This is a genomic window from Thalassobium sp. R2A62, assembly GCF_000161835.1.
GTDB lineage: Bacteria > Pseudomonadota > Alphaproteobacteria > Rhodobacterales > Rhodobacteraceae > Thalassobium.
The window spans coordinates 2,558,267-2,579,572 of the sequence record NZ_GG697169.2; the positions used below are offsets into that span (position 1 = coordinate 2,558,267).

The 21,306-nt window shown below is 56.4% G+C and carries 20 protein-coding genes and 1 pseudogene; 6 read left to right on the forward strand and 15 right to left on the reverse strand.

Going from position 1 to position 21,306, the window contains the following annotated elements; genetic code table 11:
- Positions 1 to 198 precede the first annotated feature (198 nt).
- The 5 genes from TR2A62_RS12745 to TR2A62_RS12765 form a co-directional block, all read right to left on the reverse strand.
- A complete protein-coding gene (locus tag TR2A62_RS12745) occupies positions 199 to 828 on the reverse strand; it encodes a queuosine precursor transporter (RefSeq protein ID WP_040820728.1) in 630 nt (209 codons plus the stop codon).
- An 86-nt stretch (positions 829 to 914) separates the two neighbouring features.
- Positions 915 to 1,766 carry an esterase-like activity of phytase family protein gene (locus TR2A62_RS12750; protein ID WP_009158349.1) on the reverse strand — a complete coding sequence of 284 codons (852 nt, stop codon included), beginning with the start codon at positions 1,764 to 1,766 and terminating at the stop codon, positions 915 to 917.
- Between the two features lie 3 nt (positions 1,767 to 1,769).
- On the reverse strand, positions 1,770 to 2,675 hold the full coding sequence (gene mepA, locus TR2A62_RS12755) for a penicillin-insensitive murein endopeptidase (protein ID WP_009157725.1): 906 nt from the start codon (positions 2,673 to 2,675) through the stop codon (positions 1,770 to 1,772).
- The gene (locus TR2A62_RS12760) at positions 2,672 to 4,060 is read right to left on the reverse strand and encodes an MFS transporter (protein WP_009157748.1); all 1,389 of its coding nucleotides are present in this window, start codon (positions 4,058 to 4,060) and stop codon (positions 2,672 to 2,674) included. The genes mepA and TR2A62_RS12760 overlap by 4 nt, the downstream gene beginning before the upstream one ends.
- Positions 4,061 to 4,137: 77 nt before the next feature.
- The gene (locus TR2A62_RS12765) at positions 4,138 to 4,674 is read right to left on the reverse strand and encodes an acyl-CoA thioesterase (protein WP_009160509.1); all 537 of its coding nucleotides are present in this window, start codon (positions 4,672 to 4,674) and stop codon (positions 4,138 to 4,140) included.
- A gap of 116 nt (positions 4,675 to 4,790) precedes the next feature.
- Between TR2A62_RS12765 and TR2A62_RS12770 the strand changes: the two genes are divergently transcribed.
- The 3 genes from TR2A62_RS12770 (at position 4,791) to yaaA (ending at position 8,008) form a co-directional block, all read left to right on the forward strand.
- On the forward strand, positions 4,791 to 5,066 hold the full coding sequence (locus TR2A62_RS12770; RefSeq protein WP_009158517.1) for a YggT family protein: 276 nt from the start codon (positions 4,791 to 4,793) through the stop codon (positions 5,064 to 5,066).
- A 74-nt stretch (positions 5,067 to 5,140) separates the two neighbouring features.
- Entirely contained in the window at positions 5,141 to 7,177 is a 2,037-nt protein-coding gene (gene recQ, locus TR2A62_RS12775; RefSeq protein WP_009157476.1) for a DNA helicase RecQ, read from the forward strand.
- A 48-nt stretch (positions 7,178 to 7,225) separates the two neighbouring features.
- A complete protein-coding gene (gene yaaA, locus TR2A62_RS18200) occupies positions 7,226 to 8,008 on the forward strand; it encodes a peroxide stress protein YaaA (protein ID WP_040820730.1) in 783 nt (260 codons plus the stop codon).
- A gap of 451 nt (positions 8,009 to 8,459) precedes the next feature.
- Here yaaA and TR2A62_RS19165 read toward each other — a convergent pair.
- The 9 genes and pseudogenes from TR2A62_RS19165 to crtA form a co-directional block, all read right to left on the reverse strand.
- A pseudogene (locus TR2A62_RS19165) lies at positions 8,460 to 9,446 on the reverse strand (ATP-binding protein); the annotation flags it as partial.
- 13 nt (positions 9,447 to 9,459) lie between these two features.
- Positions 9,460 to 9,828, reverse strand: coding sequence for a hypothetical protein (locus TR2A62_RS19170; RefSeq protein WP_009159778.1), 369 nt, complete (start codon positions 9,826 to 9,828; stop codon positions 9,460 to 9,462).
- Positions 9,825 to 10,127: a hypothetical protein gene (locus tag TR2A62_RS19175; RefSeq protein ID WP_009160833.1), complete on the reverse strand. Its 303-nt coding sequence runs from the start codon at positions 10,125 to 10,127 to the stop codon at positions 9,825 to 9,827. Before TR2A62_RS19175 ends, TR2A62_RS19170 begins: the two co-directional genes overlap by 4 nt.
- A 58-nt stretch (positions 10,128 to 10,185) precedes the next feature.
- Positions 10,186 to 11,361, reverse strand: coding sequence for an acetyl-CoA C-acyltransferase family protein (locus TR2A62_RS12790; RefSeq protein ID WP_009158088.1), 1,176 nt, complete (start codon positions 11,359 to 11,361; stop codon positions 10,186 to 10,188).
- A 756-nt stretch (positions 11,362 to 12,117) separates the two neighbouring features.
- On the reverse strand, positions 12,118 to 13,008 hold the full coding sequence (gene hemF / locus TR2A62_RS12800) for an oxygen-dependent coproporphyrinogen oxidase (RefSeq protein ID WP_009159189.1): 891 nt from the start codon (positions 13,006 to 13,008) through the stop codon (positions 12,118 to 12,120).
- Positions 13,005 to 13,880: an alpha/beta fold hydrolase BchO gene (gene bchO / locus TR2A62_RS12805; RefSeq protein WP_009157534.1), complete on the reverse strand. Its 876-nt coding sequence runs from the start codon at positions 13,878 to 13,880 to the stop codon at positions 13,005 to 13,007. Before bchO ends, hemF begins: the two co-directional genes overlap by 4 nt.
- Positions 13,881 to 13,884: 4 nt before the next feature.
- On the reverse strand, positions 13,885 to 15,531 hold the full coding sequence (locus TR2A62_RS12810; RefSeq protein WP_009157941.1) for a magnesium chelatase subunit D: 1,647 nt from the start codon (positions 15,529 to 15,531) through the stop codon (positions 13,885 to 13,887).
- A gap of 1 nt (position 15,532) precedes the next feature.
- Positions 15,533 to 16,540, reverse strand: a complete 1,008-nt coding sequence (gene bchI, locus TR2A62_RS12815) for a magnesium chelatase ATPase subunit I (RefSeq protein WP_009158567.1) — start codon at positions 16,538 to 16,540, stop codon at positions 15,533 to 15,535.
- The gene (gene crtA / locus TR2A62_RS12820) at positions 16,537 to 17,238 is read right to left on the reverse strand and encodes a spheroidene monooxygenase (RefSeq protein WP_009160595.1); all 702 of its coding nucleotides are present in this window, start codon (positions 17,236 to 17,238) and stop codon (positions 16,537 to 16,539) included. The genes bchI and crtA overlap by 4 nt, the downstream gene beginning before the upstream one ends.
- 114 nt (positions 17,239 to 17,352) lie before the next feature.
- Between crtA and TR2A62_RS12825 the strand changes: the two genes are divergently transcribed.
- The 3 genes from TR2A62_RS12825 to TR2A62_RS12835 are packed head-to-tail and all read left to right on the forward strand — an operon-like array spanning position 17,353 to position 20,429.
- On the forward strand, positions 17,353 to 18,888 hold the full coding sequence (locus TR2A62_RS12825) for a phytoene desaturase (RefSeq protein ID WP_009157934.1): 1,536 nt from the start codon (positions 17,353 to 17,355) through the stop codon (positions 18,886 to 18,888).
- Positions 18,885 to 19,928, forward strand: coding sequence for a 15-cis-phytoene synthase (gene crtB / locus TR2A62_RS12830; RefSeq protein ID WP_009157468.1), 1,044 nt, complete (start codon positions 18,885 to 18,887; stop codon positions 19,926 to 19,928). The genes TR2A62_RS12825 and crtB overlap by 4 nt, the downstream gene beginning before the upstream one ends.
- A gap of 21 nt (positions 19,929 to 19,949) precedes the next feature.
- Entirely contained in the window at positions 19,950 to 20,429 is a 480-nt protein-coding gene (locus tag TR2A62_RS12835) for a TspO/MBR family protein (RefSeq protein ID WP_009160520.1), read from the forward strand.
- On the opposite strand, the gene crtC is transcribed toward TR2A62_RS12835, so the two are convergent.
- The gene (gene crtC, locus TR2A62_RS12840) at positions 20,426 to 21,280 is read right to left on the reverse strand and encodes a carotenoid 1,2-hydratase (RefSeq protein ID WP_009160345.1); all 855 of its coding nucleotides are present in this window, start codon (positions 21,278 to 21,280) and stop codon (positions 20,426 to 20,428) included. The two genes, TR2A62_RS12835 and crtC, sit on opposite strands and share 4 nt — an antisense overlap.
- Between the last annotated feature and the right edge of the window lie 26 nt (positions 21,281 to 21,306).

The following is a 21,306-nucleotide window of genomic DNA, read 5'->3' on the forward strand; positions in this document are numbered from 1 at the left end:
AGGTGGGGTTGGTTAGACCATCGTCCACCTGGAATTAGGCGTGGTTAGGGTTGCCTAGCCACGCGCCTCCCAAGCTGTTCCATTCCCCTGCTCCAAAATCAATCCTGACATGGTCACCTCCTTTCTGAATGTTACGTCGATACAGGAAGGTTGGCATAGATTTGGTGTATGTCAAAACTTTTTCTACTAAGGATGCGATTAATTGGGCTGAGCGGCGCGTTGCCCAATAATCAGGCGGAACGGTACCAGCGCAATCAACGCGATCGTCAGTTTGATCGCCCAATCTGCAACGCCGAGCGACACCCAAAGTGGGGCCATTGGGCCAGACAGCAAGAATGGAACGCTTTCAGATGCCCAACCAATTTGGTCGTCGGCTGCGGCGCCAAAGCTGATCGACAGCGAAAACGCGAGGGAAAAGAAGATCGCGGTGTCGATGGTCGAGCCAATGAATGTCGACGCCAGCGGCGCTTTCCACCACTTGCTGTCACGTAGGCGGGCAAAGATTGCGACATCAACCAACTGCGCAATCAGGAACGCGGTCCCGGATGCGATTGCAATGCGCAGCGGCACAGCAGGCCCGTATTCCAGCATGATCTGGCTACCGATAAGCGAGCAAATAACTCCGGTGACAAAGCCGACCAGAACCACTTTGCGCGCGGCAGTGGCGCCATAGAGGCGGTTCATGATGTCGGTCACCAAAAAGGCAAAGGGATACGTAAACGCCCCCCAAGTCAGAAGACCATCAAGAAGAAGAAATTGAACAAGGATGTTCGAAGCGACCACGAGAGCGGCCATGGCAATAACGCCAGGAAGTAGTGTGCGTGTCATTTGGGTATCCGTTTTGGCAAGGGTGCGGCACTTGGTCCCTAGATCATCCAAGGACGCGCCGCGTTTAGGATGGTCAGCCTGTTAGGTCAATCATTTATGCGGTATTCGACAAACTCGGTGCGTTGCAACGAACGGAAATTATTGTCCGACAGCATGGTTATTCTCAGGGTCTCGGGGCTATCGCGCCAGACACTGATCCCTTCGAGATTGTCGTGGGTGAGAATCTGACTATCGATCAAAGTCACTTCATTCTCGCCGTTCAGATCAAACGCCCGAACACGGCTTCGAAATCCAATCCCCATAAAGTCACGTTCAAGAACATAGAGACGATCTTCAAAGATGTCCGCTCCAACAATCAAATGCCCTTTGCGACGCGGGATCGAAAACGGCTGCGACCACATTGTGCCATCAAAACGGTAAACTGGAAAGGGACGGGTGCGTAGGCCCGACCGTTCCGGAATGGTGTAGAGACGCCCCAAATCGTCGATCGCCAACGCCTCAAGCGAGGAATTGTTTTGTAGTCCCTCAAAATCACGGTGGACGGGCATGGCCTGTTCAGTTTGGGTTTGATCCCCAAAGGATGAAACGCGGTGCTGTCCCTCGAAGGACACGAACAGCTGGCCGTTGTCCGAGATCGCGAGGCCCTCGGCGTCAGTGCTGAACTGGTTCGACCCGTCCGCCAAAACCATTTTGCGAAGGTTTGCTGACACGTCAACAATTTCGGTGCCATCACGCTGCAATCGGCCCGATGCCCAATACCCGCGATCTGTTGTCGCTAAAAATGACTGACCATCATCTAAAATCGCGAGGCTGGAGAATCCGCCGAACTCAGTGCCTTGACCCATCCAGTGATAGGCCCCAACGAAAGACGCCTCGGTCATCGCACCACTCGGCAGAGCGGCGAGCACCAAAGCACAAAGTTTGGCAAAAATTCGCATCGATCAGTTCGAGGTCAGCACCGATGAACACTGCGCAGGCAAACGGGCCATCGTAAGTTCACGACGGGGTTTGGGTGCTGGTGCATTGGGATCAGGCGCAGGCGGGTTCAGGATGTCGCGGACCCAACGGTCAGCATCCGCACATCCGTCACCGGCAGGGGGTGGTGCTTGGTTTTCGCACCCACGATCGCCAGCAGGACAGTTGAGCCGCACATGGAAATGATAGTGATGTCCCCACCATGGGCGAATTTTACGCAGCCAGCTACGATCACCCGTTGCCGTGTTACACATCGCAACCTTGGCACCTGGGAACACAAATATACGTGCAACCCGTGGATCGCTCGCGGCTTCGCGCAAAATGTTCATGTGCTGTTGGGACCAGTTGTCGTTCGTATACGCGCCAGCGGACCGACGTAGCGAAATCGAAGAAAGGTTCTCACGCTCAGTGCGGGATAAGTTCAACCGCTTGGGGGGGAGCATCCAGATATCCGCGTCCAAACCTGTTTGGTGGCTGCGGTGGCCTGTTAGCATTGGGCCACCACGTGGCTGTGACATGTCGCCGACATACAGCCCTTCCCATCCAACTTGGGTCGCCGCAAACCGGCTTAGGTCTTTGACAAAATCAACGGTTTCAGGCTGGGCCCAGTTGCGGTTGCGAGACAGGCGCATCGCCTGCCATGTCGGGCCTGTTTCAGCCAATTCAACAGCACCGGCCTGGCATCCACGTGCATATCCGCCAAATGGTTCTGACCGTTGATCTGATGGTCGTCCAGCCGCACCAAACAACGCTTTGGCGACACGCTGGTCACCAGTATTGGCGCTTTGGGTTGATACTTGTTGTCCTTCGTCGTCACCACCACATGCGGCAACGGCTAGAAAGATACATACACTCAACAAGGTGCGGATCATGCTGCACGGTCTCCGTCTTTGTTGACCCATGTTAGCATGATCAGACCCAAAATGAAGAGCAAGATCACTGGCAAAAAGCCCAGCTGCACATTTCCGGTCACAGCAGTAAAGACACCGATCAAGAACGGGGCCAAGAACGCGGTCGCTTTGCCTGAAAGTGCGAATAATCCAAAGGATTGCGTTGCTGCAGCCGGTTCTGTGTGCCGCACCATGAGTGAGCGGGAAGCCGCGTAAAGCACGCCGCCAGCACCACCAATGACAACACCACAGGTGAAAAAGATGATGTCAGGGACTGTAGATCCCGCGGCAATTGGCACCCCAAATACTTGGGTACGCGACATGCCCACGATGATCGAGCTGACGATTATCAAGAATAAAACAGCGCCAATGATCACGGGCTTCGGGCCCAGTCGTGCATCAAATCTGCCACCAATGTAGGTAAAGATCGCAGCAGCAATCGCACTGACCACACCAAATACGCCAACACTGAAGGGGTTAAATCCGTCTTGAATGGGCCAACCCAGAACCAGTCCGGCATAGACGCCGCCGAACGCATAGAGGGAATTCAGCGCATCGCGATAGAACATCGAGCCCAATAGGAACGATCCTAGGCTCTTGCGTTTGACCACCGCGCTTAGCGTTTGTTTCAGATCGTTCCACACCTCGCGGATTTTTGGTGTGGGCGATTTCAGCGCGGGATCATCCCGCACAAACAAAAAGAACGGGATAATAAAGACTGCATACCAGATCGCGATAAACGGGCCGACCGCGCGGGTACCTTCTCGGGCATCGGCGTCGAGGCCAAACATCGGGGACATACCGATCATCGTTTTTCCGGTTGTAGCGCTTTCGGCGAAGAACAGCAGCATCAAGGCCAACGATAGAACTCCACCCCAATACCCGAATGCAGCGCCCGAACCGGAAATGCGTCCGACCTCTTTGTCATTTCCCAACGATGGCAGGATCGCATTGATGAAATTGAGAGCGGATTCCGCAGCGATAAAGCCGACGTAAAAGATCAAAAGAACCAAGATCAGGTTCGACCCGTCTGGCGCCAGGTGCCACAGCGACCATGTCGCCACGACATAAATGACTGAGAACAACGCGAGCCACGGGATTTTTCGCCCGGCGGCATCTGCAAAGGCGCCCAGGAAGGGGGCGGAAAATGCGATAATCAATCCTGCGATTGTTTGACCAAAGGCCCATGTGCTTTGGGATTGTGCTTTGGCTTCGTCCACGCCAGCGCCTTGGCCCATAAAGTATTGGGCGGCAACCTCGGCGAAATAGGGGCCAAAGATAAATGTCAGACCCAATGTGTAGAACGGCTGTGACGCCCAATCAAAGGCCATCCAGCCCCAAATCTTCTTCTTATGTGCAGTCGCCATTTTTCGCCCCTTATTCCCTCTTAGGACTAAGGCACGTCCGCGACGCATATGGCAAGAGGGCAGGCGGCGATGCTGCGTCAGCCGCGCACTTCGGGCGGCCACGGGCGGGTGCCCTCAGCGTCGATCCAATTGCGGGTCCATTCGGGCAAATCGGGACTGTCGTCAATGATCCCTAGATGATCCAATATGGCACGGGTTGGCACGATCCCGTCCTTGGATGTCACTGCAGATCGATACAGCGCTTGGGCTGCACAGACGTCTCCCACCCAAATCGTTTGATCCAGATAAAAGAACCGTTCATCCCATCCAATTGCGCGGCTAACGGTCCGGAATTTTTCAAATGTTTTGATCCGGCGACGATACCGAACCGAACAACCGGCCATGGTCAAACCCCAGCCGTTGTCTTTCAGCGCTTGAAACAGACCGGTTCGTTTGGCTAGCACCGTGCGTCCCAGATCCAGAATGGTCAGGATGCGCCCGTTGTTCATCTCGATAAAAATATCGATGTCTTGAGGCCAACAGCGATGATGCGACACGTGGACATCAGTCACCCCAAGCGATGACGCTTTGCGGTGAACCCAGAATTCTTTTGCCAGTCGGATAAATGGATACATTTGGCTACCTTGCCGCCACTTGACGTGCGCATCAACTTTGACCTCGGGGCAGCCATGTCTTGCCGCGCGGCCTCAGAACACTTACCTAGCGTGCATACAACAAAGGACACCGGCTTATGTTTGCGGAATTTCTCGACCTGATCTTGGGCGTCGCCTATTTCATTATGATCATCCACATCATCATGAGTTGGCTGATCAATTTTCAGGTTCTCAATCTGCATCAGCCGATTGTTGGACAGATCTGGATGGGTCTTAATCGCTTGCTCGAGCCGATCTACACTCCGATCCGGCGCGTGTTGCCGGACACTCGTCCGCTAGACCTTGCGCCGCTTGTTGCCTTTATCGCGGTCATCTTTCTGCGGTTCTCGGTCGTGCCACGTATCCCGTTCTAAGGGCTTGTTCACCGATTCTTAGTGTGGGATTGTTTCTGTAAGAGCAGAAAAACAAACACACAGGTACCACAGGCATGAGCGCTGCCACGCTTCTCTCTGACGTTTTTGGATTCGACGATTTCCGCCTTGGCCAGGGCGAGATTGTCGATGCCGTCATCGACGGCCAGAACACGCTCGCCATTATGCCAACAGGCGGTGGTAAATCGCTGTGCTTTCAACTTCCTGCTTTGGTCCGCAGTGGTGTCACGGTCGTTATCTCACCGCTTATTGCATTGATGCGTGACCAAGTTCGAGGCCTGCGCGAGGTTGGTGTCGAGGCTGGCGCCCTGACCTCTGGCAATACCCCAGAAGAAACTGATGCGGTTTGGGAGGCTCTCGAGGCTGGTACGCTCAAGCTTTTGTATATGGCGCCTGAACGGCTGGGATCGTCGGGCACATTGCAAATGCTGCGCAGGGCTGGCGTCAGCATGATCGCCGTCGACGAGGCGCATTGCGTTAGCCAATGGGGCCATGATTTCCGCCCCGACTATCTGCGCATTGGTGAATTGCGCCGCACGCTCGATGTACCCCTCGCCGCGTTTACAGCGACTGCTGATGCCGAAACCCAAGCCGAGATCGTTCAAAAGCTGTTTGACGGCCAACAACCCAGCACGTTTCTGCGCGGCTTCGATCGGCCGAACATCCACCTGCGGTTCGAGGCCAAAGATGGCCCGCGCGCCCAAATTTTGAACTTTGCCGCCGCGCGCAAAGGTCAATCCGGCATCGTCTATTGCGGCACCCGCGCCAAAACCGAAGGCCTGTCTAAGGCATTGAACGATGCGGGCCATACGGCCTGCCATTATCACGGCGGTATGGAGGCCGAAGATCGCCGCATCGTCGAGACCCGTTTCGCACGCGAGGATGGTTTGATCGTTGTCGCGACTGTCGCCTTTGGCATGGGTGTCGACAAACCCGACATTCGTTGGGTTGCCCATGCTGATCTGCCCAAGAGTATCGAAGCCTACTACCAAGAAATCGGTCGCGCAGGTCGCGACGGCGCACCTGCCGAAACGCTGACGCTGTTTGGTCCGGATGATATTCGTCTGCGCCGCAGCCAGATTGACGAGGGCCTCGCCCCGCCAGAACGCCGTGCGGCCGATCATGGTCGACTGAACGCGCTCTTAGGTTTGGCCGAAGCGCTGGAATGTCGTCGTCAGAACCTGCTTGGGTATTTTGGTGAAACTGACATCACCTGCGGCCAATGCGATTTGTGCGACACCCCACCGGAAACCTTTGATGGGACAACAGCTGTACGCAAGGCGCTTAGCGCGATTCTGCGGACCGAGGAATGGTTTGGCGCGGGTCATCTCATCGACATCCTGCTCGGGGCCAACACTGATAAAATCAACGAGCGCGGTCACGATGCGTTGCCGACCTACGGCGTGGGCAAAGAATACGACAAACGGCAATGGCAGGCGATATTTCGGCAAATGATGGGGCACGATCTGGTGCGTCCGAACCCTGATCGCCACGGCGCCTTGGCCATGACCCAAGCCGCGCGCCCGATCCTACGCGACGAAGCAACGATCACCCTGCGGCGTGACACGATCAAAGCCGCCCGAGGACGCGCACCAGCCGTCAAAATGCTGGTCAGCGAAGAAGATGCGCCCCTACTCTCTGCGCTCAAGGCTAAACGCCGCGCCTTGGCCGAAGAACAACGTGTCCCAGCCTATATCATTTTCAACGACCGCACTTTGATTGAGATGGCTGAAAAACGCCCCGCTGATCTGGACGGTATGGCGCGGATCGGTGGTGTCGGTGCCAAAAAACTCGACAGTTATGGCGACGCCTTTCTCGAAGTGATCAATGGCGCGTCCGAAGAGGTTCACCCGATGCGCCGCAAATTGGCCGGTCGGGACGAGGGCGCGCTATATGACCGCTTGCTCGAGGTTCAAACCGCCCTCAGCCGTGGCACTATGGGGGCCGACAAACCGATGAGCTGCTCTGCATCTCTGATTGCAAAGGTTGCCCAAGTGAAACCGAATGATACGGGCGGAATGACGCGCCTTTTGGGTGACAAACGCGCCGCACGTTTTGGTGATGCCTTTCTCCAAGTCCTACGCGAGGCTTGAGGTTTCACACCAGTCGACTATGTCCAAACGTAGAACAAGGGGAACGCTATGCTCGTCGTTATTTCACCAGCCAAATCGCTTGATTGGGAAACCAGTGCTGGCGCTGATGTTACACAGCCGGACTATCAGGATGACGCTGTGCGTCTCGCGAAAACCTCTCGCAATCTGACCCTGACCGAACTCAAAAAACTGATGTCGATCAGCGATGACCTCGCTCGGCTCAATCGTGATCGGTTCAAGGCGTTCGCAGCCGAGCCCGATCCCCAGCATGTTCGCCCTGCCGCACTCGCGTTCAACGGCGACACGTATCAAGGCCTCATGGCTGGTGAGTTTGACGCCGATGAAATGGCCTATGCTCAGAACCACCTGCGAATTATTTCGGGGCTTTACGGTCTGTTGCGCCCTCAGGATGCGATCCAGCCCTACCGCCTTGAAATGGGCAGCCGTCTGAAAACGCGTCGCGGCAAGTCGCTCTATGACTATTGGGGTGACACTCTGTCCAAGGCGCTGAATACACATGCCGAGACGCTGGGCGCAGACACGTTGGTCAATTGTGCATCCCAAGAATATTTTGGCGCCGTCGCTGCGAAATCGTTGAAGCTACGCGTGATCACGCCGGTCTTTCTCGAAGAGAAAAATGGGACGGCCAAGACTGTCAGCTTTTTCGCGAAACGAGCGCGCGGCGCCATGGCACGCTTTATGGTGACCAATCGTGTGACATCCGAACATGGTTTGCGTGACTTTGATTTGGGTGGTTATGCGTTTCAGCCCGATCAGTCCGAAGGCGACCGGATGGTGTTCTCGCGACCCTATCCAACCGCAGGGTCATAGGCGACCAATTCGACGCTGTTCCCTTCGGGATCTTCCGTGAAAATACCCCGCCATTTTGCCCATTCGAATGTCTCGATCCGGTAGGGTTGCCCCAACGCTTCATAGCGGGCGACAACGGCCTCTTGTTCCTGCCACGGCAGCGATACTGCGATGTGATGCAGTGATGACCACGCGCACCTAGGCCGTGGTGAAACAACGCCAAGACCGTCGTGTGGCCAGCGACACCTTCGCCGATTTTGAAAAACACGATCGGCTCTTCGGCTGTACCCTGCAACACCTCTAGGCCGATGACATCGCGGTAGAATGCGACCATCCCGACCATGTCAGCACAGCGCAGCGCGATCTCGCCCAAACCTCTTGGCTTAAATCCTCTTTTCATGCCAACAGCCAAGTAACCACCGGGCAAAGGGGCAAATCCCAATGCAACTTGGACCGCGCGGATTTGCTCAAAGAGCAAGGCCTTCCTTAATGGTTTGCTCAAAACGGCATCCATACCTTGGGCCAACAACGCGTCATGATCGTCTTTGAGGGCATGCGCAGTGATTGCACAAATTGGCGTACGCTCCGCGCCCTCGAAATCACGAATGGCTGCAGTTGCCTCTAGCCCGTCCATAAACGGCATTGAGAAGTTCATGAACACGAGGTCAGGTTCAAGCGATTGGCATAATTCAAACGCCTCTTGCCCGTTGTTCGCAAACCTCAGGTCGATGTCAGCAGTCTGAACTGTTTTGCGAAACACCAGCTGGTTGGTCTTGTTGTCCTCGGCGCACAAAACAACCAGCCGTTCCCGCTCTTCCTTTGGGGCGGCCAGATCAACGTCGATATAGAACTGCGACCCTTCGCCCAACGTGCTTTCCGCCCAAATGTCGCCCCCCATCAGTGTCACCAACTTGTACGTGATCGACAGCCCTAAACCTGTGCCTTCAAAGCTGCGGGTGTGATCCGACTCAACCTGTGAAAACTCTCCAAAAATCGCTGTCAGGCTCTCGGGTGGAATTCCAATCCCGCTGTCGGTCACGACGATGCGGCGGCGATTTGGGCCACCCGTGGGGACGGGGGTCACTGTCAGACTGACGCGACCTTCTGTTGTGAACTTTACGGCATTGCCCAATAGGTTGAACATAATCTGCCGCATGCGCCCACGATCACCCAGCAAATAACCCGGCACAGCATCGGAATACTCAAAGTTCAAGGTGATTCCTCTGTCTTGTGCCGCAGGCCGCAACAACGTCACAACCTCGGTTAGGCAGGTCCGCGCATCGAATGGCTCGATGTTTAGCGTCAGTTTTTCGGCCTCAATCTTGGAGTAATCCAAGACATCATTGATGATTTCCAACAGCCCTGCGGCAGAGCTGTGGATTGTGTCGACAAACAGCTTTTGCTCATCATCCAAGGTTGTGTTGACCAATAGCGCGGCCATACCCATCACACCGTTCATTGGCGTTCGAATTTCATGGCTTATATTGGCGAGGAACGATGATTTGGCCGCGTGTCGCGGCCTTGGCCTTTTCCCGTGCGGTGTCGAGCTCGGTTTGAACGGACATTGTTTCGGTCATGTTCAGCGCCAAGGTCACCATATCGCCGTCCCGCGAACGTCGATCTATCAGCTTGATATATTGTCCGTTCCACAGCTCAAAATTATAGGGTTTTGGCGCGTCGGATTGCCAGCGTTCCAGCATCCACGCTGTCGGTGACAAATCACCGGTGTCAATGACCCCTTCTTCGGTACAAATCTGAAGGACGCGAATATAGGTGACGCCAGACTTGATCTCGTCATGCCCATCAAACACTGGCAAATACGCAGTGTTCGCCGCGATCATCCGGCCACCGGATTCAAAACGGCAAAGCCGTCGCGGATGGTCTCCACCGAATCCCACAACCGTCGTTCGGCGATTTCGGTCCGGCGGGTCGCTGTTTGTAAATCCGCTTTGACCCGCATGTTTTCATCCCGCAGGCTGCCGACCTCTTCACGGGTTTCGCGAATTTCTTCGTTCAGCTCTTTGGCATACTCGGCGAGCTTTTTGTTCGCAGCAAACAGTTCGGCCTGCTTTTGTTCAAGCAGCCGTTGCGCGGCGAGACGTGCCCGCCGCTCTTCGGTAAAGCGTTCTGCAATGCCCATCGGCCAATTTGCCCTAGGTGGTTCGCACCCTGATGGACCGGCCATGGTAAACGGCGACTTAAAGCCGCTCGATCGCCAATGCGATGCCTTGGCCACCGCCAATGCACATTGTGATCAAGGCACGCTTGCCGCCGGTCCGCTGCAATTCATACATCGCCTTGATCGTGATGATCACACCTGTTGCCCCAACCGGATGCCCCAATGCAATCGCGCCGCCATTTGGATTTACTCGGGCGGGATCTAACCCCAGACCACGGGTCACCGCCAAGGCTTGGCTGGCAAAGGCTTCGTTGGATTCGATCACGTCAAAATCATCGGCACCAAGGCCCGTCTTGACGAACAGATTCTTGACAGCAGGGATCGGTCCGATGCCCATCACCTCGGGACGGACGCCAGCATGGGCATAGCCCAGCACCCGAAAGGCTGGTGTTTGCCCATTGGCTTCGGCGGCAGACATGGTCGACATGACGATTGCAGCGGCACCATCATTGATCCCCGACGCATTGCCAGCAGTGACGGACCCGTCCTTTTGAAAGACAGGGCGCAACCCACCCAAGGCATCAAGCGTCGTCGACTTGGGGTGTTCGTCTTTGACGAAATCAACTGTGTCGCGTTTGACGCGCACTGATACTGGCGTGATCTGATCGTCAAAATATCCTGCTTGGATTGCCGCGGCTGCTCTTTCTTGGCTGCTCAGTGCAAAAGCGTCCTGATCCGCACGGCTGACGTCATGTTCTGCGGCTACGTTTTCCGCCGTGACGCCCATGTGGCCTGTTCCAAACGGACAGCTCAGGGCACCCAGCATCATGTCTTGGGCACCTGCATCACCCATCTTTTGGCCCCACCGTGCGGCAGGCAAAATATAAGGTGACCGGCTCATGACCTCGACTCCGCCAGCCAAGGCATATTCGGCATCACCTAGCATCAGCGATTGAATACCAGATACGATCGCTTGGACACCCGATCCGCACAACCGGTTCACGTTCATCGCGGGTACGGTTTCAGGCACGCCAGCCTCCATCGCCGCGACGCGAGACAGATACATATCGCGGGGTTCCGTATTGATCACGTGGCCAAATGTGACATGTCCGATCTGTTCTGGCGAGATACCTGCACGCTCGATTGCCACGCGGCTGACGGTTGCGCCTAACTCGATCGGTGTGGTCCCAGCCAAACTGCCGCCAAAGCCGCCAATCGCTGTCCGTGCTCCGCCCAAAATTGCGATATCTGTCATGTCTGATCCTATCTTGCCGCTGGGTGTTTCTCTCTACCTAGCGACGCAGGCTTGCAGGCTCACGCGAAACGTTGGGTCATTTTACGCAGATCATGAACCGTGTCACTGCCCCGAAGTTATCGAGCAGAAGCAGGTCTTGGGATTTCAAGCCCATGACCGCAGCTACCCTTTTCGTTGCATCCATTAAGCTCTGAACGGAATGAGACTGTTACTGCTTCGGTCACCTCTCGTGATTTTCGACAGCGGTTCTGGCCCTGCTGCAGATGTCTTGCTTGTCTAGTGCGTTGGATAACACCACGTTCCTGGCTTACGCGAGCAGATCGTTGAAAATCATCATGGCACCAGTGGGGACAGAGACGGCGTGCTGCTGAAAGCAATTCCAAGCGGACCGATCAAATACAACATGATATTTGCGGCGCAATAGGTGACCACGACGATGGATAACTCTTCAGCGGTTTTTTTGGACACGCAACTGCAATTTTTGTGTAAGCTCTGCTTCTTTGTCGCGCAATCTGCGGGTTTCATAGCGAGATAAGCCGCCTGACTTGCTCCTGCGATCGACGGGAATGGGGGTGCGTGACGTTCGTTTGCCAAAACATAGCGGAGCCGGTGATTTATCAATGGAGGCACATTGAAAACGTGTTCCTGAGTGTGGTTTGGGCTCGCATACCTTAGATTGGAAAGAAGCCATCAATAGAAATGCTATTTCACAACGGCTTATGAAAATACGATCGCTTACTTTTGGATTTTGCCTTTCTACGTCCACTTTGCCATGGGTGGCAGGCTCATTAAGACTGCGTTGGCATCGTGGCCTGTGGTGAGGCCGAATTTTGTGCCGCGGTCGTAGACGAGGTTGTATTCGGCATACAGCCCACGGTGGATCAATTGTGTGTCTTTGTCGGCGTCGCTCCAGCCAAGTGTGCGGCGGTTTTCGACCAAGGGCACGTAGGCGGGTAGAAATGCGCAACCAATGTCTTGGGTTAGGGCAAAGTCAGTGGCCCAATCGCCTGTGCAATAGTCATCCATGAATATACCGCCGACGCCGCGCGCACGGTTGCGGTGGGGGATGTAGAAGTATTCGTCTGCCCATGCCTTTAGTTTGGGGTAATGGGCTGTGTCGTGGCGATCGAGGTGCCTTTTTTGCACGGCGTGGAAATGTGCCGTGTCGTCGTCATATTCAATACAAGGGTTCAGGTCAGACCCGCCACCGAACCACCATGCGTGCGGCGTCCAGAACATACGTGTGTTCATGTGAACTGCGGGCACATGCGGGTTTTGGACGTGGGCCACAAGTGAGATGCCAGAGGCCCAGAAGCGCGGATCGACAGCCATACCGGGAACGCCGCGTGCAGCCATTGCTTTTTGTGCAGACTCGCCCAGTTGGCCGTAAACGGTCGAGGTATTTACGCCAACTTTTTCAAACACACGGCCACCGCGCATGACTGACATCAAGCCTCCGCCAGCATCGGCGCCATTATCGCTGCTGCGCGTCGTTGCAGTTTGTTCAAACCTGCCTGCGGGTAGGTGTGCCGTGGGTCCATCGGTTTGGGTGTCTTCAAGTCTTTCGAACGCTGTGACGATTTCGTCGCGCAAGGTTTCGAACCAAGCAGCGGCTTGGGCTTTTTCGGAAGCGAAAGGTTCGGTCATATTGTCGAGGCCTTTGTCTGCGTCTGGGGTGTCAGCGCGTTTAAAATATGTGGGGCAATCGCGCCTGCGTCTTCTTCGTGGGCGAGATGGCCCAGGTGTGGTATCATAATGGCCTGCGCATTTGGCATGTGTGCTGCTATATGTTGTGTGGTTTGGGGCGGCACTGCTTTGTCATTTTCAGCAGCAATCAGAATGGTTTGCGTGCCATGTTCCGGCAAACGGGACAAAAGTGGTTCCAGCTGCCACTGCGCCATCATCTGCAAGGTGCCGTGAACGTGGTCAGAGCTAGCGACCAGTCGGCGGTAGTAGGCGCGGTCTGCTGTGGAGAGAGTGGAGCCGGTGCCCTTGATAATGCGGTCAACCGTCTGGCCTTGGGATGCGGTAGCGCTAAAGACGGATGCAGCAAACGGCAGGGTTGCAATGGCTTTGGCCAACAGCGGAAATAAGACCCCCGCGACCCCGTGAAAGGTATCGAGAGCTGCGTTGATGCCGATGATCTGCGGGACCGGCATTCGTTCTGCCACGCGCAAGGCGATTGCTGCGCCTGCGGAATGGCCAATGATGGCTGCCGGCCGCAGGTTTTCGGCATTGAGTAGGGCGATAATGTCTTCAGCCATGGCATCAAGTTTGCAACGGCGTTGTGCGCCTAGGCGGGTGAAACCTTGGCCGGGCAAGTCGATGGCTACAGCGCGGTAATGGTTAAGGTACGGGATCAAGTGTCGCCAGCTATGTGTCGAACCACCTGCGCCGTGGAGCAGCAGGAGGGTCGGGCCGGAGCCGATGTCTTGGATGTGCCAACGATGGGGTTTGCAGACAACAAAACGCGAGTGCTGGGCAAGGGGCCAAGTGGCGTTTTCTTTGGCCCATTCCATCGCGTTAGCTACCCAAAGATGTGCTGATAGCTGCAGAGACCCCTTTGGCGTCAGCGCGGGGCAGGGGGATGTAGGTGGCGTCCATAGTTTGCGCGAGTTCTTGTAGCGCGCGTTCGGGGCGCATTGTCGTATCGATGACGATCGCTTCGACCCGGGCTGCGTTGATTTTTTTGGCGATCAACTGGGCGTCGGTTGCCGCAAGCTTGCGGTTGCCGGTGCCGTCAAGGGCAACGTTTGCGCGACCGTCTGTCAGCAGCACGATTGTCGGAGTAAGGCCCTTTTGCGTGGTGGTTTGTGCAAGGGCCAGCGCTGCCGTCAGTCCAGCGGCAAGTGGCGTGCCGCCGCCACCGGGTAGGGCTGCGAGGCGCTTTTTGGTTTGCACTAACGAGCGCGTAGGCGGCAGGATCAGGTCTGCGTCTGTGCCGCGAAAGGCAATCAAGGCGACATGGTCGCGGCGGGCGTAGGCTTCGGATAACAACAGCTCTACTGCGCCTTTGGCTTCGGCCAAGCGGGCCATTGCAGCGGACCCAGAGGCGTCAACAGTGAAGATCAGCAACCGGTCGGAAAGGGTTTGATAGCATTTGTGGCGTAAGTCGGATTGCCGAAAGATTGGGCCTATGCGCGCGGGCTCTGCGTTTTTGCGCAAAGTTTGCCACGGGATCGCGGCGCGCAAGGTGGCGATCAGATCAACGCGGGCTGCGCTGGCTTTGGAGCCTGTGCGTGCGGGCAGGGGTCTGCCACGGCGGTTGCTGATGCGTTTTGCACCGGAACCCACCCCAGCAGCCCTTTTTGAGGTCTGTGCGTCGAGATTTGCCAGCAGATTGGGGGGCAGGACAGCTTTGATCGCGTCCAAAAGGATATCTTTGGGGATTGAAAACGGCTGATCTTGTGGTTGGCTATCTTGGTTTGCGTCTTGTGGGGTATTTTCGGTCGCATCGTCGTGTGGCATTTGCGTGGCGCGATGCGCGTAGACCAAAGCGACAGCGATGGCCACGTCGTCCGCAGTTAGGGTGTCTCGGTCCTGCCAAGCCGCATGGGTCTGTGCGGCGTTGAGCGCGAATGTCGGCGCGCGCAGGCTGGAAATGCCAAGGCTAACAGCCAATGTCACAAGATCGGACAGAACTGCAGGTGGTACAATCACTTTGCGGGCAGAGCGGCGCAATACCGAGAGATTTTCGGGCAGCGGAATGGCGCTAAGATCGGCCATCGCGACGTGATCAAGCGTGACGTGGAACGCGGTGCGGTCTGAGAGGGCAGGGGGGACCGTTTGCGCGTCTTCTGATCCTTCGTCGAGGGCGAGAAGGGCGTGGCTGTGGCCTGCATCCAATGCCTGACCAAGGCGTGCGGACATGTAGGGGTCTATGCGTTCGGCCATTGGCAAGATGAATAGGGATGGTAAGCGATCTAGCAGGCCACGTTGCTTTACAAGTGTGCCCCCGCTGAGTGTTGCGGAAAGGTCGATGTCGCCGTCTAGCACTTGGGCAGTCATATGTGGGTGCAAGCGTACCGAAGGCATTGGCAGTTTTGCGGCCCCTGCAAGGAGGGCGTCGCGTGCAGGGCCGCTGCGCGCACGCACGACCACACCGCCCAGCGATTGCGGGTCAATTGCAAGCAACGTGAGGGCCATAGTCGCGCGTTGCCACGGGGTCATGTCAAGCGTCCAAAGTCTCGGCAACGATGCGGTCCACGCGTGCGCCGGATCCGGCTTCGTCCAGTGGGTCGCGGCGCAAGCGGTGGCGCAGGGCAAGCGCTGCTGTGGCGCGGATGTGGGCCGTTGTTAACACGGTGTCATTGCGGAAGGCGGCAAAGGCGCGCGCGGCTTTGAGCAAAGTCAGCTCTCCGCGCAATCCGTCAGAGCCGAGATTGATGCAAAGCTCTGCAACGGTGCGCAGCGCTGAGTCGGGTGTTTTGAGATCTTTGAGAGTTTGACGAGCTGTAACAATGCGGTCGCGCAAGGCGGCGTCTTCGGCCTGCCAGCGCAGCATAAAGGCGCTGTGGTCGTTATCATAAGAGTCGCGGCGTTTGATCACGTCGACGCGGTCTTCGATATGAGTCGGTGAGACGACATCGACCGACAGGCCAAAACGATCAAGGAGTTGTGGGCGCAACTCGCCCTCTTCAGGATTGCCTGAGCCGACCAGTACAAAGCGGGCGGGGTGGCGGATGGACAGGCCTTCGCGCTCTACCACGTTTTCGCCGGATTGGGCGACATCAAGCAGCAAATCAACGATGTGATCTTCGAGCAAGTTGACCTCGTCAATGTACAAATATCCGCGGTTCGCTTGGGCCAATAATCCGGGCTGAAATGCCTTTTCGCCCTTTGTTAGAGCTTTTTCGATGTCCAAAGCGCCTGTCACGCGATCCTCTGACGCGCCAAGAGGCAGGTCGATGACAGGGGTGGGCACATCGTGGGTGGAAATTTCGTTGATGACGGCCCAATCGGGGCAATCCTCGGGCTGTGCGCAGTTGACGGGGCAATCTTTGACCACGCTGATAGGTGGTAGCAGACCTGCAAGCGCACGCACGGCTGTGGATTTGCCCGTGCCACGTTCGCCAAACACCAGAACACCGCCGATTGATGGGTCAATCGCGGTGAGGATCATGGCTTGCTTCATCTCGTCTTGACCGACGATGGCGGAGAAGGGGAATGGATGCTTCATGCGGTGTCCAATTGTTGGAGGGGCGAGGTGCCGCCCCATGTGCCTGTGTCCGACAAAAGCGTGAAACGGGCGTAAAGTTCTTCGTTAAACCAGCCATCGTTGCGGACGGCTTTGATGGCTTCGGCATGTGGGCCAGTGCGGGCGAAATTTGCCATTGTCACGGCGTCTGGCCAGATCGAGAAGGTAACTTGGTGGAGCCAAGGGATCTCTCCCATGCCGATTTTGAACATGACGTTGGGGTTGCGACCAATCACGGCGGATATGTTGGGCACGCGGCGCCAGAACTTGGCCAATGTGCTGGGTTTGATCGTGGCGCGGGTCAGGGCGGCAAGTGGGCCGGTAGTAAGTTGTGCTGATGGTGTGAATGGCGTTTGGCCTGACCATGCGCCGCGGGCTGTATCGGCCGCCATGAAAACGGTCCAGCTTTCAGACGCCTGCGCGCGGTAGCGTTGAAAGATGGGTGCGTCTTGGGCGGCTTTCGCGTCGGCGACATCTTGATATGTTGCAAGGATGGCGTAGACGGCAGTGTTAGGGATCGGTGTGAATCCTTCGCCAGAGCCTGAACCGCACAGCTTCCAGAATTCGATGCCGGGGATTCGTTTCATGTGACCGCGTGCGCGGCCCATCATTGAGAATGCCCAAATGCGGGACCGGATGGACCCGAAACGAAAGAAGCTGATGCTGACGACCTGCGACATGGGGCGTAGAATCCTAAATATGTAAACTTACCCTGACACATATACCTTGCAATGTGAAGGAGTGGCGCGCTAGAAATGTAAAGTAAAGTTTACACCATTGGATAGGGGGCCGCCATGTCACAGCCTGCAACGGACAACCGCGCGATTGTGATTGGCGCGGGTCTTGGCGGGCTGGCGGCGGCCATGCGTCTGGGGGCCAAGGGCTATGCCGTCACTGTTCTGGACAAACTGGATCGCAGCGGCGGGCGGGGATCTTCGATTGGTCAAGACGGGCACCGGTTTGATCTGGGGCCGACGATTGTGACGGTGCCGCAGGTGTTTGAAGACCTATGGTCAGATTGCGGGCGTGACTTTCGCGCAGATGTCAATCTGCGTCCGCTAGAGCCGTTTTACGAGGTGCGCTGGCCTGATGGTTCGACGTTTTCTGCAAGCTCCGACGATGACAAGATGTTGGCAGAGGTGGCCAAGCTGAACCCAGCGGATGTGGCGGGGTTCAAGCGGTTTTTGAAAGACAGCCGTGCGCGATATGTGGTGGGTTTTGAAGGCATGGTTGCCAAGCCGATGCACAGGCTTTGGGAAACGATCAAGGTCTTGCCGAAGTTCGCGCAGCTGCGGGCGGATCGGTCGATCTACGGGTTAGCGGCGGTGCGGGTGAAAGACGAGCGCTTGCGTATGGCGTTGTCGTTTCATCCGCTGTTCATTGGTGGTGATCCGATGCATGTAACCTCGATCTATGCGCTGGTGGCGCATTTAGAAAAAACCTACGGCGTACATTACGCTATTGGCGGCGTACAAGCTATTGCCGATGCTATGGCCGACGTGGTGCGTTCGCAGGGCGGTGTTATTCGACATAAGACTGTGGTGGACGAGATTGTTGTCACAGGCGGCGCTGCAAAGGCGGTTGTTCTGGATGACGGAAAGCAGTTGGACGCGCCGTTGATCGTTAGCAATGCGGATGCGGGGCACACCTATGATCATTTGTTGCGCAACCATAGCAAGCGACGTTGGACGCGGGCGAAGTTGGGGCGCAAGCGGTGGTCGATGGGGCTCTATGTTTGGTATTTTGGCACCAAAGGTACGGCGGACAAGTGGGCCGATGTCGGCCACCATACAATTGTGAACGGGCCGCGGTACAAGGGCTTGCTGCACGACATTTTTATGAAGGGCAAGCTGTCCGATGACATGAGCCTTTATGTGCATAGGCCCTCGGTCACCGATTCCACGGCGGCACCCAAAGGCGATGATACTTTCTATGTGCTGTCGCCTGTGCCGCATTTGGGTTGGGACAATGCGGTGGATTGGCAGATAGAAGAACCGATTTACCGCGCCAAGGTGGCAGCCGAGATTGAAAAGATCATACCCGGATTTCAGGACGATATAGTCACGGAAACAGTGTTCACGCCCGAGACGTTTCGTGATCGGTATCTAAGCCCGCATGGGTGTGGGTTTTCGTTAGAGCCGCGGATTTTACAAAGCGCCTGGTTCCGGCCACATAACGTCAGCGAAGAGGCTAAGGGTTTGTATCTTGTCGGGGCGGGGACGCATCCGGGTGCGGGACTTCCTGGGGTTATTTCAAGCGCCGAGGTGTTGGCTAAGCTGGTCCCAAACATGCCCGTGATTTCATCTAGTATAAAGTTGGCCGCAGAATGATTGATCCCAATGATCTGGAACATTGCCGCGATGTAATCCGCACGGGGTCGCTATCGTTTCATGCGGCATCCAAGCTACTGCCCGCGTCTGTACGCGACCCTGCGCTAGCGCTCTATGCTTTTTGCAGGTTGGCGGATGACGAGGTTGATGAAGGTGACAACAAAGCGCGCGCGGTGATTGATCTGCAAGAGCGGCTAGAGCTGGTCTATGCGGGCAAGCCGCGTAATGCCCCCGAAGATCGTGCCTTTGCGGCTGTGGTCGCAGACTTTGAGTTGCCCCGTGCTCTGCCAGAGGCATTGCTGGAAGGCCTGGCGTGGGACGCGATTGAACAACAATACAACAGCCTTGCGGATTTGCGCGGATATTGTGCGCGTGTGGCGTCGGCTGTTGGTGCGATGATGTGCGTATTGATGCGCGTGCGCGATGCGGATGCGCTTGCGCGAGCTTGTGATTTGGGCGTAGCAATGCAACTCACGAATATTGCGCGAGATGTGGGTGAAGACGCGCGAATGGGGCGTATCTACCTGCCGTTGGATTGGCTGAACGAGGCTGGTGTTGATCAAGGTGCTTTCTTGCGAAACCCGCAAGCGACACCCGAGATCAAGCAGATGGTGAAAACCATGCTTGCGGATGCGCGGGCGCTTTATGTGAAATCTGAGGCGGGCATTGGCTCGCTGCCGGCGTCAGCGCGCACCGGCATTTTTGCGGCACGCTATATCTATTCAGCGATCGGATCTGCGGTGGCTCGCAATGGTTACGATTCAATTACCTATCGCGGACGGTCCAGCAAGGCCCAGAAGGTTGCCTTGATCGGTAAATCCGCGTTGCGTGCTGGTGGTAGCATGGTGTTGCCGACCTCACCCATTTTATTCGCGCGTCCCTTGGATGAAGTGCAGTTCTTGGTGGATGCGGTGGCGACGAACCGGCCGCGTGCATCTGATTGGGGTACGGGGCGGGCGGGATCATTCCTAAGCGTGATGGCCGAGCTGAAAGCCCGCGAAACAGGAATTTCCGGCGGCAGCGTGGTAGCCGCAGAGTAACACTTGCCTTAGGATGCGCGAATGAATTTTACACTCTTCGCCCTATTTATAATCACGTGTTTTGGTGCTGGTGCCACAGGTGGGCTGTTTCCGCCGGGTGCGTGGTATCAAAGCCTGCACAAGCCGAGCTGGACGCCACCAAACTGGTTGTTTCCGATTATGTGGACCTCAATTTATGTGCTGATGTCATTTGCCGCAGCACGTGTCGCGATGCAGGCGGGCAGTGGTTATGCCATGGCGTTTTGGGCGGCGCAAATTGCGTTCAACACATTGTGGACGCCGATGTTCTTTGGCCTGCGCCGCCTGAAAGGTGCGTTGGTTGTGATGGCATTGCTATGGCTTTCGGTGTTCGGCTGCGTGATTACACATTGGCAATTGGACACGTGGGCGGGGATCGCCTTTTTGCCCTATATAGCATGGGTCACAGTCGCCGGTATTTTGAATTATTCTGTTGCGACGTTGAACCCTGATGTGGCCCCTGTAGATCTATCTAAAATCTAGAACGTCCATTTGCCGCGGCGTGGCACGCGTGCGGCGAGCATGGATTTGATCACTGGATTGGCATAGCGCTGCAGGTCGAGTGCTTCGTGGACGCCTTGCACGATCTCGCCATCAATGTGGGTTTCTACTACACTGCGGGAATAAAATGGTGCGTCTAACATGGCTTTGACTTGGCGCGGTGTTGTGCCTGCGTCGGCGCGCGTGTCACGGGGCAGGCCCCACAGCGTACGCTTGAACGGGGTTTGCGGTGGGCCTGAGACATGAGCTGCGGTGCCGTCTGGGGCAAAGCTGATTGCGGTGTCGAGCGTTGTGCCATCGGTGCGTTTCGCGTCGTAGAAACAGGTCGCTCCTGCGGCAGTAGGATAGCGCGCCCAAGTCCATGTGTTGAAATCCGCTTCTAAAGGCCTCGTGCCAAAGTTGCTGTCGAAGTAGCCGTGACCTTCGAACTGCCAACCGTCTGCTTCGAGGTCGACATTGATCCGTGCGGTAGGGGCAAAGGGCCGCCAGACATGCGCGCCATCCAGGGTGAGGGGTAGTTCCACTTGTGTGATCGCCGAAGGGGTCAGGGTGATGGTGCCGCGCATGCGCGAGATCAGCGGCAGCGAGGAAATTTCGTTGATGTCGATCACCAGATCCTTGCCGGTCCATGTCATGGATGACGGGCCGACTTGTAACGTGTCGTGGGATTGGCGCAAGGCGCTGGAGCCACGGTCGGTCATCGCGAAACGCCCACCTTTTCCGTAGGTAGCCACGTTGATGCAACAGTGGTTTGTCGGGTCGCTGCGGCCAGACCACGCGTACCAAGGCGAGAATACTGACCCGATGAAGCCGATGATCGATACAGCCCGCAAGCCGTCATCGCTGACCCCGTCGATAT